The organism is Lentzea sp. NPDC051838, assembly GCF_040681245.1.
Classification (GTDB): Bacteria; Actinomycetota; Actinomycetes; order Mycobacteriales; family Pseudonocardiaceae; genus Lentzea.
Window position 1 is genome coordinate 84,031 of the sequence record NZ_JBFAYI010000032.1, and the last position, 12,672, is coordinate 96,702.

Annotated in this window: 13 protein-coding genes; 8 read left to right on the plus strand and 5 right to left on the minus strand. The window is 66.7% G+C overall.

The genetic code is table 11. The features are described from left to right. The first annotated feature begins 19 nt into the window (after positions 1-19). From AB0M24_RS40105 to AB0M24_RS40120, 4 genes are read left to right on the plus strand one after another with little or no spacing between them, the layout of a single operon-like run. A complete protein-coding gene (locus AB0M24_RS40105; RefSeq protein WP_363778960.1) occupies positions 20-1,180 on the plus strand; it encodes a cytochrome ubiquinol oxidase subunit I in 1,161 nt (386 codons plus the stop codon). Further along, the gene (locus AB0M24_RS40110) at positions 1,180-1,803 is read left to right on the plus strand and encodes a cytochrome d ubiquinol oxidase subunit II (protein ID WP_363778962.1); all 624 of its coding nucleotides are present in this window, start codon (positions 1,180-1,182) and stop codon (positions 1,801-1,803) included. The genes AB0M24_RS40105 and AB0M24_RS40110 overlap by 1 nt, the downstream gene beginning before the upstream one ends. Then, positions 1,773-3,122 (plus strand): ATP-binding cassette domain-containing protein, encoded by a 1,350-nt coding sequence (locus AB0M24_RS40115; RefSeq protein ID WP_363778964.1) that lies wholly within the window; start codon positions 1,773-1,775, stop codon positions 3,120-3,122. The genes AB0M24_RS40110 and AB0M24_RS40115 overlap by 31 nt, the downstream gene beginning before the upstream one ends. Then, positions 3,119-4,411, plus strand: coding sequence for an ATP-binding cassette domain-containing protein (locus AB0M24_RS40120; protein ID WP_363778966.1), 1,293 nt, complete (start codon positions 3,119-3,121; stop codon positions 4,409-4,411). Before AB0M24_RS40115 ends, AB0M24_RS40120 begins: the two co-directional genes overlap by 4 nt. Here the strand turns inward: AB0M24_RS40120 and AB0M24_RS40125 are convergent. Together AB0M24_RS40125 and AB0M24_RS40130 are read right to left on the minus strand one after the other, a co-directional pair. Continuing rightward, positions 4,343-5,254: a glucosyl-3-phosphoglycerate synthase gene (locus AB0M24_RS40125; protein ID WP_363778968.1), complete on the minus strand. Its 912-nt coding sequence runs from the start codon at positions 5,252-5,254 to the stop codon at positions 4,343-4,345. The two genes, AB0M24_RS40120 and AB0M24_RS40125, sit on opposite strands and share 69 nt — an antisense overlap. After that, on the minus strand, positions 5,254-5,592 hold the full coding sequence (locus AB0M24_RS40130; protein WP_363778970.1) for a hypothetical protein: 339 nt from the start codon (positions 5,590-5,592) through the stop codon (positions 5,254-5,256). The genes AB0M24_RS40125 and AB0M24_RS40130 overlap by 1 nt, the downstream gene beginning before the upstream one ends. A 117-nt stretch (positions 5,593-5,709) precedes the next feature. Between AB0M24_RS40130 and AB0M24_RS40135 the strand changes: the two genes are divergently transcribed. Together AB0M24_RS40135 and AB0M24_RS40140 are read left to right on the plus strand one after the other, a co-directional pair. Further along, entirely contained in the window at positions 5,710-7,203 is a 1,494-nt protein-coding gene (locus tag AB0M24_RS40135) for a CocE/NonD family hydrolase (RefSeq protein WP_363778972.1), read from the plus strand. Positions 7,204-7,267: 64 nt separating this feature from the next. Next, complete coding sequence (locus tag AB0M24_RS40140; protein WP_363778974.1) at positions 7,268-8,320, plus strand: winged helix DNA-binding domain-containing protein; 1,053 nt, start codon at positions 7,268-7,270, stop codon at positions 8,318-8,320. On the opposite strand, the gene AB0M24_RS40145 is transcribed toward AB0M24_RS40140, so the two are convergent. Then, positions 8,291-8,824 carry a TIGR00730 family Rossman fold protein gene (locus tag AB0M24_RS40145; RefSeq protein ID WP_363778976.1) on the minus strand — a complete coding sequence of 178 codons (534 nt, stop codon included), beginning with the start codon at positions 8,822-8,824 and terminating at the stop codon, positions 8,291-8,293. The genes AB0M24_RS40140 and AB0M24_RS40145 overlap by 30 nt on opposite strands. Next, positions 8,824-9,600: a TIGR00730 family Rossman fold protein gene (locus AB0M24_RS40150; RefSeq protein ID WP_363778978.1), complete on the minus strand. Its 777-nt coding sequence runs from the start codon at positions 9,598-9,600 to the stop codon at positions 8,824-8,826. The genes AB0M24_RS40145 and AB0M24_RS40150 overlap by 1 nt, the downstream gene beginning before the upstream one ends. A gap of 152 nt (positions 9,601-9,752) precedes the next feature. On the opposite strand from AB0M24_RS40150, the gene AB0M24_RS40155 reads away from it, so the two are divergent. Beyond that, the gene (locus tag AB0M24_RS40155; protein WP_363778980.1) at positions 9,753-10,946 is read left to right on the plus strand and encodes an RNA-guided endonuclease TnpB family protein; all 1,194 of its coding nucleotides are present in this window, start codon (positions 9,753-9,755) and stop codon (positions 10,944-10,946) included. A 51-nt stretch (positions 10,947-10,997) separates the two neighbouring features. Here the strand turns inward: AB0M24_RS40155 and dapE are convergent, their stop codons facing one another. Next, entirely contained in the window at positions 10,998-12,065 is a 1,068-nt protein-coding gene (gene dapE / locus AB0M24_RS40160) for a succinyl-diaminopimelate desuccinylase (protein WP_363778982.1), read from the minus strand. A gap of 59 nt (positions 12,066-12,124) precedes the next feature. Between dapE and AB0M24_RS40165 the strand changes: the two genes are divergently transcribed. Continuing rightward, positions 12,125-12,538: a hypothetical protein gene (locus tag AB0M24_RS40165; protein ID WP_363778984.1), complete on the plus strand. Its 414-nt coding sequence runs from the start codon at positions 12,125-12,127 to the stop codon at positions 12,536-12,538. Positions 12,539-12,672: the final 134 nt, after the last annotated feature.

Consider the following 12,672-nt stretch of genomic DNA (forward strand, 5'->3'; position numbering starts at 1 on the left):
ACATATAGCTTCCCTACTCATGAGCGCAGCAGACCTCGCCCGGCTCCAGTTCGCGTTGACGACGTCGTTCCACTTCCTGTTCGTGCTGCTCACGCTGGGTCTGGTCACCCTGCTCGTGATCATGCAGACCAGGTTCGCGATCACCGGGGCGCCCGTGCACGAGCGGATGACGCGGTTCTGGGGCCGCATCTACGTGATCAACTACGCGCTGGGGATCGTCACCGGCATCGTCATGGAGTTCCAGTTCGGGCTGAACTGGTCGGGCCTCGCGACCTACGCCGGCGACGTGTTCGGGGCGCCGCTCGCGATGGAGACGCTGATCGCGTTCTTCCTGGAGTCGACGTTCCTCGGCCTGTGGATCTTCGGCTGGGGCAAGCTCAACCGCTGGGTCCACCTCGCGCTGCTGTACCTGACCGCGTTGACCGCCTACGCGTCGGCGTTCTGGATCATGGCGGCGAACGGGTTCCTGCAGCACCCCGTCGGCTACCGGATCGACGGGAACGTGTTGCGGCTGGACGACTTCTCCGCGTTGCTGACCAACCCGACCTTCAACTCCGCGCTGATGCACGTGATCTTCGCGTCGATCACGGCCGGCGGCGTGTTCATGACCGGCGTTTCGGCCTACCACTTCATCAAACGCACGCCCGAGATCGAGTTCTTCCAGCGGTCGATGAGGCTGGGCGTCATCACCACCGCGCTGGCCACGCCGTCGCTGCTGGGCGCTGGGTTCGCGCAGTTCCCGATCATCGCCCAGTACCAGCCGGGCAAGCACTCGGCGGCACCGTGGATCGGGGCACCGCTCGGGTTCATGATCATGATCGGGATGACGCTCGCCGCGGTCAGCTGGCTGACGCTGCCGTTCCTGTTCGGGACGGTGATCCTGCGGATGCGACCGCTGCTGTACCTGATGGTGATCGGCATTCCGCTGCCGTTCACGGCGGCGATCTTCGGGTGGATGTTCCGCGAGGTCGGACGGCAGCCGTGGCTGGTCTACGGACTGCTCAAGACCGAGGACGCCGTGTCCCATGTGGACGCCTCGCAGATCCTGTTGTCGCTCATCGTTTTCACGTCCCTGTTCATCCTGCTGACCGTCGTCGACTGGGCGTTGATCGCACGTGCGGTCCGTCGTGGTCCCGATGTCGCGCCCGCTCCCGTTTCGCCGTTGGTGGTGACGCTCTGATGGAATTCCTCTGGCTGGTCGTGCTCGGCGTGCTGACGACGGGGTACTTCGCGTTGGCGGGCTTCGACTACGGCACCGGGTTGCTGCTGCCGTTTCAGCGAAAAGACGTTGCCTTGCAACGGATGACACCGTTCTTCCTGGGCAACGAGGTGTGGCTGGTCGCCGCGATCGGGGTGTTGTTCGCGGCGTTCCCGCGGCTCGAAGGCGAACTGCTGTCCGGCGCGCATTCGGTGTTCACACTGGTCCTGGCCGGGCTGGTGCTGTTCATGGCGGCGGTGCAGCTGCGGTTGTGGTCGTGGCTGGTGTTCACCGGCGCGCTCATGGTCTCCGTCGGCTGGGGCCTGTTCCTCGCGCACCTGCTGCACGCGCCGTGGCCCGTCGCACTCCTCATGCCGGTCGTGTTCGCCTTTCACGGCTGGGTGTTCCAGACCCGGCAGTGGAAGTTGTTCCCGTGGACCGCGGCACTGTGCGCGCTGCCGATCCCGGCCGCGTTCAGCACGATCGACGTCAGTGGGTTGATGGCCCACTCGGACACGCTCGGCCTGCTCGCGTGGGTCGCGATCCCGATCATCCCGTTGGTGGTGTGGGTGCAATGGTCGATCGTCGCCATCTCCTCGCGCTGATCCCCGTCCCGTTCCTGGTACTGGCTCAGGCCGAGCTCCTGGCGTCGGTGCTGAGCGGTGGGACCGGGTTTCTGTTGCTGTGCCTGGTCATCGGCCTGCGGGTACTCGTGTGGTGGGTGCACCGCGCGATGGCTCACCGCGCCGCCGAACGCACCCGCTCGCGCCTTCGCGAGGCCTTCCTGCGCTCACCCGGGAACAAAGCCGGCGAGGTCGCCACGCTGGTCACTCGTGGCGTGCACGACGTGACGCCGTACGTCGTCGGCTATCTGCCACAACAGGTTCTGGCCGTAGTCGTGCCGTTGGCCGTGGTGATCCGACTGGCGTTCGCCGATCTCACCGCCGCTCTGACCATCCTGCTGACGCTGCCGTTGATCCCGATCTTCGGTGCGTTGGTCGGAGCGCACACCCGTGAGCGCACCGCTCGCCAGTGGGCCGCGCTGGCCACTCTCGGCGGGCATTTCCTCGACGTGGTCAAGGGAATCGGCACGCTCCGGGCGTTCGGGCGGGCCGAGGCGCAGTCGACGACGGTCCGGAAACTCGCCGCACAACACATGACCGAGACGATGTCCGCGCTGCGAGTCGCGTTCCTGTCGGCGTTCGTGCTGGAGCTGGTCGCGACGCTGTCCGTGGCGATGGTCGCCGTGCCGGTCGGGCTCAGGCTGCTCGACGGCGGAGTGCCGCTGCTCACCGCTCTGCTCGTGCTTTTCCTCGCACCGGAAGCGTTTCTGCCGCTGCGAGCCGCCGGAGCGCAGTACCACGCGAGCGCTCAGGGCCGCGAGGTGCTCGCGAAAGTCCCCGCTCACACCGAAAACATCGGGCAGGCACCACCGGATCTCGCACGCGCCGAGATCGTGTTCGACAACGTGAGCGTGCGCAGTCTCAAGAACTTCTCACTCACGATCACACCAGGAGAGCGCATTGCGCTGGTCGGGCCAAGCGGCGCGGGGAAGAGCACGATTCTGGGGCTGCTGCTGGGATTCGTGCAGCCCGACGACGGCCGCGTCCTCGTCGGCGGCGTCGACCTGCGCGAGATCGACCAGAAGGCCTGGCTGGAGGCGCTGTCGTGGGTGCCGCAACGCCCCACGCTCGTCCCCGCGAACCTCTCGTCCGGCGAACAGCAACGGGTCGCGCTGGCCAATGCTCTCGACCGGCAGCAAGCCGGGCTGTTCCTGCTCGACGAACCGACCGCGCACCTCGACGCGGACACGGAAGCGCTGGTGCTCCAGGCAACACGCGAGTTCACGAAAGGCAGGACCGCGGTGATCGTGGCGCACCGGCCGACGCTCCTCAACGAGGTCAACAGGGTGGTGACGGTGTGAAGCTCGCAGTCCTCGTCGGCGTGCTCGCCGAACTGGCCGGCGTCGGCCTCACCGCGACGGCGACCTGGCTGATCATGCGCGCCGCCGAGCACCCGCCGATGGAGGCGCTGACCGTGGCGATCGTCGCGGTCCGCACCCTCGCGCTGGCCAAGGGCGCGCTGCGCTACCTCGAACGCCTGACCAGCCACAAAGCCGTGCTCAGCGAGGCTGTCGAGCTCCGAGGGAAGGTCTACGACGACCTGGTGAACCGCAGGCACATCCCGTCCGGCACGGCGCTGACCCACATCGTCACGAACGTCGACCAGCACCTCGACGGCAAGCTCCGCACCACGCTGCCGTGGATCACCGCGGCCCTGGTCAGCGCGGTGATGGCGGTCTTCTCACTCCCGCTCGCGATCGGCCTGCTGATCAACGTGGCCCTGCTCCCCTGGCTAGCCATCCGCAAGCCGGAAGACCTCACCCCGTTGCGCGCCAAGCTGACCGAACAAACCACTGAACTGGTGCACAGCAAAGAAGAACTCATCGCGTACGGCCTCTTCGACGAGAAGCTCTCCGCCGCGACCAGGACCGCGAAGACGTTGTCCCGCAAGGAACGCACCCGTGACCTGACCCCGCTCGCGATCGCCGTCCAGTTCGGCACGGCACTCCTGATGCTCGCCCAGCACGACCCGGCCTGGCTGATCATGGCCGCCATCGCGACGTTCGAGATCACCATCCCGCTCGCCGCGCTCAGCAAGCCGACGCCAGAGCCCACCGACGAACCAGAACCCGCCTACGTCACCGAAACGCCGACGCTTCAAGGCAAAACGGCGATCGTCGGCCCGAGCGGCATCGGCAAGACCACGCTGCTCAACGCCATCGCCCACGACCTCGAACCGAGCAAGGGCGCGCTCGCGGACGCGCACGTCTTCCACACCACGGTCCGCACCAACGCCCTGCTGGCCAAACCCGATGCCACGCAGGAAGAACTGGACCACGCCGCGAGCATCGCCGAGCTCGACCTCGACTGGGACCAGGTCGTCGGCGAACGCGGCGAGGAGATCTCCGGCGGCCAACGCCAGCGCCTGATCCTCACCAGGTCGGTGCTGGCGAACCCGGAGGTCCTGCTGATGGACGAGCCGACGGAAGGCCTCGACCCGGAACAGGCCGACCGCGTGCTGAAGAAGGTCCTCGACCACTGCCAGGGCACCGCGCTGGTCGTGACGCACCGCGAAGAGCAGCTAGCGCTCTTCGACCACGTGCACCATCGGGGGCCGATCCGCGACGAGGACCTCGGTCGAGTCGGGTAGCCACTCGCCACCGACCTGCACGAACTGCGTGAGCGGCCCGGAGTCGAACTCCACCTGACAACGGGCCAGCGCGGTGCCCATGATCTGCGAGGACATCACGCCGAGCTGCAACAACGACCGGTTGCGGTGCTTGCGCACACCCAGGTTCACCTGAGCCAACGCGGACAGCCCGTAGATCCGGTGCACGTCCAGCAACAACCCGATCTCCACGCCATATCCGGCCGCGAAGGGCACAGACTCCAAAAAGGACCGAGTAGCCGCGTACTCGCCGCCGAGCGGTTGCACCACACCGGAAAGCTCCGGCCGCAACGTGTTCAGCAACGGCCGCGCCACCAGCTCGGTCACCCGCCCGCCACCGGAGCTCTCCAACCGCAACGGCCGCCGGTAGAACCCCTTCACCAGGTGCACGTCCGAAACATCCAGCAACGGCCCGAGCAACGCCGTCACGAACGCGGTCTCCGGATCCACCAGATCGGAGTCCAAGAAAACGATCAGATCCCCAGAAGTAGCGGCCAACGACCGCCACAGCACCTCACCCTTGCCGGGCAACGGCGGAAGCCACGGCACGACTTCCTCGCGCCGCACCACCCGTGCCCCGGCTGCGGTTGCCACCTCGACGGTCCGGTCGGTCGACCCGGAGTCCATCACCACGAGCTCGTCGACGAGCGTCCCGAGCAACGGCCGCACGACCGAGACCACATCACCGACGGTGGCTTCCTCGTTCAACGCGGGCAGCACGACGGACACGGTCCGGCCGCGCTTCAACGCCACCAGTTCGTCAACGGTCCAAGCGGGCTGCTGCCAGGTGTGCGTGGCGAACCAGGCCTCGACGGCGGGCAGCATCAGGCGAGCGCCCGCACCGCTCGGGCAGGCGGACGGGTCCCCGTCACGCTCGCGACCATCTCCACGACCTTCCTCGCCTGCCGCACGTCAGATGCACGAATCGCGCGTGCTCCGGACATCGCAGCCACTGTGGCAGCCGCGAGCGTGAAATCCTCATCCCCTGCGGGGATCGTCACCACATCCAACGTTTCGGTGAGCGATGACAATTCCAGCTCGCCGTCGAATTCAACGACGTCCGCGCCGTCGTTAATGGTCTGGCCCAACGCGTCCGCGCTGGTCAGATGCGCAACGACCAGGACCCGGTCTTTCGGCAGCTCAGTCACGCGGAATCGGTTCACGCCACCCAGCGTAAAACAGTGACCTGGCTCACAGCCTCTTGCTACCCGCCAGTAGCAATCGGTTTACTCCCCAGTAACAACCCTGTGTGATCTACGTCATGGTCAAGGAGGACCAGCGTGCGACGATCACTTGTTTCAGTCCTGGTACTCCTCTCAACCCTGCTGGGTGCTCCGGCTGCCAACGCGGCTCCCGGCAGCTCCATCTCCTACAAGTCGATCTCCGGCGTCGGTGGCACCACCCTGAAGGCCTTCGTCGTCGAACCGACCGGAATCGGCAACGGCCCCTTCCCGTTGCTCGTGATGCCGTCCAGCTGGGCGGTGCCCAACATCGAGTACGTCGGCGCGGCGGCCAAGCTCGCCAAGGAGTCCGGCTACGTCGTGGTGAGCTACACCAGCCGCGGCTTCTGGGACTCCGGCGGCGAGATCGACATCGCCGGCCCCGACACCGTCGGTGACGTCAGCAAGGTCATCGACTGGGCGATCGCCAACGCGAAGGCCGACGGCACCAAGGTCGGCGTCGCCGGGATCTCCTACGGCGCCGGGCAGTCACTTCTCGCCGCGGCCGTCGACAAGCGCATCAAGGCCGTGGCCGCGATGAGCACGTGGACCGACCTGGCCCGGTCGCTCTACCCGAACAACACCGTGAACAAGCAGGCCGTCGAGGTGCTGCTCGCGGCAGGCCACGCCACCGGACGTCCTGGACCCGTCCTCCAGGAAGCCGAGGACGCCTATCGCGACGGCCGGTTCTGGGAGGTCGTGCCGATCTCCGCGGGCCGGTCGGCAGCCTCGAAGATCTCGCAGATCAACGCCAACGGCACCGCCGTGATGCTCGGCAACGCCTGGAACGACGGCATCTTCGCGCCGGGCCAGGTCGCCGACTTCTACTCGAAGCTCACCGGCCCGAAGCGACTCATGCTCTCGCCGGGTGACCACGCCACCGCCGAACTGTTCGGCGCGGCCGGTCTGCCCAACGAGATCTGGGAGTCGGTCGGCCGCTGGTTCGACCGCTACGTCAAGGGTTCAGCCAACGGCATCGAGAACGAACAGCCCGTGCAGCTCAAGCCCAACAACGGCGGCACGTGGAAGAAGTTCGGCGCGTGGCCGGCGGGTGCCGCGGACACGTTGCAGCTCGACGGCAAGAAGATCTACGCGGGCTGGAACACCGTCGCCGACAGCGGCACGATCCTGCTCTCCGGTGCGCTGCAAGGGTTCTTCAACATCCCGACCGGGGTGGCGCTGCCGTTCGTCGACCGCAACGTCGCGGGCGTGTGGAGCGGACCGCAGTACTCGAACGGCGCGACCCTCGCCGGTACGCCGAAGCTCAAGCTGCAGGTGACGCCCAGCGCGGAGACCACCACGCTGTTCGCCTACCTGTACGAGGTCGGCCCGCTCGGCCTGGGTTCCCTGATCACGCACAAGCCGATCAAGGTGACCGGCGCCGGCCGCACCCAGACGCTCGACGTCGAGCTCGAACCGACGGTCTGGGACGTCGACAGGGGTGACCGGCTCGCACTGGTGATCGACACGGTGGACCCGCGCTATGTCACCGAGTCGACGCTCGGGTCGACCGTCACGTTCGGACCGTCGAGCTTGACGGTGCCGAAGGCGTAACAACACCCCGCTTCACCTCGGACGCAGTCGAGCCCGAGGGTGGGACAGGCGTAAGAATGTCCGGGTGGACCTCACCCGGCAGCAGGTGCTCTTCCACCGGATCCACCAGCACGAGCTGGACCGGCGGGTCAGTGACGCGGCCGAGCTGGCGGTGTTGTCCCTGGGCGTCCAGGACAACACCTCCGGTTCGGCCGTGCTGAGTCTCGCGGCTCGCCTGGACAAACCCTCCGTGGAGGACTTCACCCTCACCTGGTCCGTGCGCGGCGCTCCCCACCTGCACCGCGCCGGTGAGCTGAAGGCGTTCTCCCGCGCGCTGTGGCCGTGGAGCGACAAGGACGCCCTGGCCCGCGCCGCCCGCCCGAAGGTCGAGGACATGCTGGCGTCGCTGCGGCACATCGCGACGGCGATGCGCTCCATCGTCACCAAGCCGATGACCAAGGGCGATCTGAGCAAGGCCCTGACCCCGTTGGCGCCCAGGCAGACCGTCGAAGCCTGCCGCGGCTGCCAGACCGAGCACGTCAGCGACCCGATCTTCCGGCTCGGCGCGCTGCCGGCCGGTCTGCGGATCATCCCCGACGAGAAGACCGTGACGTTCGAACGGATCCACGGCTGGCCGGGCGTCCCGCGCAAGACCGCCGGTTTCCACGAGCTGGTGCACCGCTACCTGACCCTGCACGGCCCGGCGGGACCGTCCGAAGTGTCCAGTTACTTCGGCACGACCACCCGCGAGGTCAAGAAGCAGTGGCCTTCGGAAGGCCTGATCGAGGTGACCGTCGAAGGCCAGCAGGCGTGGCTGCCGGAAGACCTGGACATCGCCGACGCCGAACCACCGGACGTCCGCCTGCTCCCGCCGACCGACCCGTACCTGCAGGCCCGCGACCGGGACCTGCTGCTGCCCGACAAGGCCGCCCAGAAGGACATCTTCCGCATCCTGGGCCGTCGCGGCGCGATCCTGGTCGACGGCGAGATCGCGGGCTCCTGGCAGGGCAGGGTGGTGTCCGGCAAGCGGTTCGAGGTCACGGCCACGCCGTACCGCCCGCTGCCGGATCTCCTGCCGGAGACCCAGATCCTCGCTCAGGCCAAGGGACTAAACGACGCAAGCGTCAAGAGCAACTGACACGTCGTCCGTGACGACGAGCCCCTTCAACGCGGCGTGCGAGACGAAACCCTTGTCCCGCAACTCGGTCAGCCACTCGACGAGTCCCTTGTAGTGGTTGTCCACGTCCAGCAGCACGACCGGCTTGGCGTGCATGCCCAGCACACCCGCCGTCCACACCTCGAAGAACTCCTCGGCGGTACCGATGCCACCGGGCAGCGTCAGGAACGCGTCCGCCTTGTCGTCCATCATCTTCTTGCGCTCGCGCATCGTCTCGACGACGTGCAGCTCGGTCGACTCGCGGTCCGCGATCTCCCTGGTCGCGAGCCCCTGGGGAATCACGCCGTACGTGTGCGCCCCACCGGCACGAGCCTCCCGCGCCACCGCGCCCATCATCGACGTCTGCCCGCCACCCCACACGAGGTTCCACCCGCGCGCGGCGATCTGGCGCCCCACCTCGGCGGCGAGGTCGACGTAACTCCGCGGAACCGTCGACAGGCTCCCGCAATACACAGCGACGTACATCAGTGAGCGTCCGCCCATGCTTGGTGTGCTTCCTTGACCACGCGCACCGCGTCGTCGATGTCATCGGTCAGGTGCAGCAGCGCGAGGTCCTTCTCCCCCACCTTGCCACCTTCGAGGACCGAGTTCTGGATCCAGTCGTAGAGCCCCTGCCAGTACGACTTCCCGAACAACACCACCGGGAACTTCGTGACCTTCTTGGTCTGCACCAACGTCAGCGCCTCGAACAGCTCGTCGAGCGTGCCGAAGCCACCCGGCAGGCAGATGAACGCCTGCGAGTACTTGATGAACATCGTCTTGCGCACGAAGAAGTACCGGAAGTTCACCCCGAGGTCGACCCACGGGTTCAGCCCCTGCTCGAACGGCAGCTCGATCCCGAGCCCGATCGAGAACCCACCGGCCTCCGAACACCCTCTGTTCACAGCCTCCATCGCACCGGGCCCACCACCCGTGATGGCGGCGAACCCGGCCTCGGCCAACGCCTTCCCGAGGTCCCGCCCGATCTGGTACTCGGGGTGGTCCCGCCCAGTGCGCGCAGACCCGAACACCGTCACCGCACTGGGCACCTCGGCGAGCGCCCCGAAGCCTTCGACGAACTCGGCCTGGATCCGCAACACCCGCCACGGATCCGTGTGCACCCAGTCCGAGGGCCCACGAGAATCCAGCAACCGCTGGTCCGTGGTGGTCAACTCGTCCCGGCGCTCGCGCCGCAGCACGACCGGCCCGCGCATCTTCTCCTTGGGACGCTCGTCCACAACACCGTTCTTGTCTTCCGTCATCTAAAAACCTCCGAGAAGACCCCGTCGTTCACGACGGGGAGAAATCGGCCCGCTGCGGAGCGGTTGCACGGATCGGCGCTCACTGTCCTGAGAACACGGCGATCGCAACCCGTTCGCGTTGGGGCGCAATGTAGTTTGGTAGTTTGTGAACCGTGAACGGGCACGTGAAGCGGGCATTTCGGTACCGCTTCTATCCGACCGAGGCGCAGGCATCGGAGCTTTCGCGCACGTTCGGGTGTGTTCGGAAGGTGTACAACCTGGCGTTGCAAGCTCGGACAGAGGCGTGGACGCAGCGCAGCGAACGAATCGGCTACAACGCCACATCTGCGTTGCTGACAACCTGGAAGCGCACGGAAGATCTGGCTTTTCTGGCCGACGTATCGTCGGTGCCGCTGCAGCAGGCGTTGCGGCATTTGCAGGCAGCGTTCTCCCACTTCTTCGCCAAGCGTGCCCGGTATCCGCGATTCAAGTCGCGGAAGAAGTCGCGTGCCAGCGCCGAGTACACGCGGTCGGCGTTCCGATGGCGTGACGGAGTGCTTACGCTGGCGAAACTGGCCGGGCCGCTGAACATCCGCTGGTCGCGGCCGTTGCCCGACGGGGCTGTGCCCTCGACGGTGACGGTGTCGCAGGACGCAGCTGGGCGCTGGTTCGTGTCCTTGCTGTGCGAAGACGCTGGTGTACGGCCTTTGCCCGCCGCCGACACGGTCGTCGGCATCGATGCCGGTCTCGATCACCTGCTGGTCCTGTCGACCGGGGACAAGATCGGCAATCCGCGGTACGAACGCCTCGACCGAGAGCGTCTGGTCAGGGCGCAGCGGGCCTTGCACCGCAAGCTGAAGGGCAGCAACAACCGGGACAAGGCCCGCGTCAAGGTCGCCCGTGTGCACGCCCGGATCGCCGATCGACGCACAGACTTTCTGCACAAAATCACCACTCGGCTCGTGCGTGAGACCCAAACGCTCGTGATCGAGGACCTGGCCGTGTCCAATATGGTCGGCAACCGTCGTCTCGCACGCGCGATCAGCGACGCGAGCTGGCGCCAGTTCCGGCAACTGCTGGAGTACAAAGCGGACTGGTACGGGCGGGACGTGATCGTGGTTGATCGCTGGTTCCCGTCGTCCAAGCTGTGCTCGGTCTGCGGCGCACTCGCGGAGGCGATGCCGTTGCGCGTGCGCGTGTGGACCTGTGGCTGCGGCACGATCCATGACCGGGACGTGAACGCGGCACGCAACATCCTGGCCGCCGGGCTGGCGGTGACAGTCTGTGGAGCCGACGTAAGACCTCAACGGAACACTCCGGGCGGGCGGACGGTGACGAAGCAGAAAACCCTTCGGCGCGAGCCGTAGGACTCCTCCCCGATCCCGAGGAGGAGGAAGTCAACACTGAGATATTAGTGATCAGGCAAGCAAAAATCGCTTAAGCACGTCGAAACACCCGGTGATCTGACGGACCGGCACGTTCTCTTCCCGCGTGTGCGCCAACGTGGGATCCCCCGGCCCGAAATTCACCGCAGGCATCCCCAACGCGGCAAACCTCGCGACATCCGTCCACCCGAGCTTGGCCACCGGCACCCCACCGGCAGCCTCCACCAACTCCCGCGCCGCAGGAGCGTTCAGCCCGGGCAACGCCCCGCCCGCGAAGTCCGTGACGGTGACGTCAAACCCCTCGAACACCTCGCGCAGGTGCTGTTCCGCCTGCTCAACAGTCCGATCCGGGGCGAACCTGTGGTTGATGCTCAGCACGGCCTCATCCGGAACAACATTGCCCGCGACGCCACCGCTGATCTTCACGGCCTGCAGTCCCTCGTGGTACTTGCAGCCGTCGATCTCGGGCTGCCTCGGCACGTACGCCTCCAGCCGCCGCAACGCCTCACCCAACCCGTGAATGGCGTTCTTCCCCATCCACGCCCTGGCCGTGTGGGCCCGCTTCCCGCTCGTCCGGATCTCAATCCGCATCGTGCCCTGACACCCGGCCTCAACCGTCCCGTTGGACGGCTCGCACACGATGGCGAGATCCCCCATCAGCCATTCCTTCAGCTCACGCTCGATCCGCGTGAGCCCGTTGCGCTCGGCCTCGATCTCCTCGCAGTCGTAGAAGACGAACGTCAGATCGTGCCGCGCCTCAGCACTACGAGCCGCGATCGCCAACATGACCGCGTCCCCGCCCTTCATGTCGACGGTCCCGCACCCGTGCAAGATCTCGCCCTCACGCCGACTGGGAAAGTTCTGGTTGATCGGCACGGTGTCCAAATGCCCGGCCAGCACAACCCGCCGCTCCCGCCCCAGGTTCGTCCGCGCCAACACAGCATTCCCCGATCGAGTGATCTCCAAATGGGGCGCGTGCAACACCAACGACCGCTCAACAAGATCCGCGATCTCCGCCTCCTCCCCGGACACGCTGCGCACATCCACCAGTGCGGTAGTCAGCTCAATCGGGTCGGCAAAGAGATCAAGGGTGTCGGACACGCCCCAACCCTACTCAGCGAGCTTGGGCACTAGACCGTTCAGCCGATACCGTGCGCTGCGTGATCAAGCGCACACTCCTGGTCATCTCCTTGATGCTGTTGGCCACGGGTTGCGGCGAGGCCCCAGCAGCCTGCGACCGCCAGTGCGGCGAAATCCGCACCCTCTTCACGGCCCCGTGCGGCTCCCAGCACACCGGCACCCCAGCCGACTGCGCCCCGTGGGTGGCCCGCGTGAGCACCATGACCCGCAAACTGGACAAGTCCCTCCAGGGCAAACACGTCCAGGAGGACGTCAGCGAGGTCCTCCCCCGCCTGATGACCGCAGTAGGCGACTTCGAAGCCCACAAATGCGCCGACGTAAAAGTCGACAACATCTCCAGCACCGACGCCCGCCAGTCGAAGTGCAACGAGGCCTTGATCGCGACCAGGGGCGACCTGGGCTCGCTCTACTTCAGCGCAGACGTACCGGACTAGGACAAGAGGCGAAGGCGAAGCCGAGCTGCTTGGGGCGACGCCGAAGGCGAGCTTGCTTTTCCGTGCGCTCCGGCGGGCCCCGTCACGAGTCGTGCCTGATCGTTGGCCGCGCCAGAGGGGTTGGGTCAAGTCGA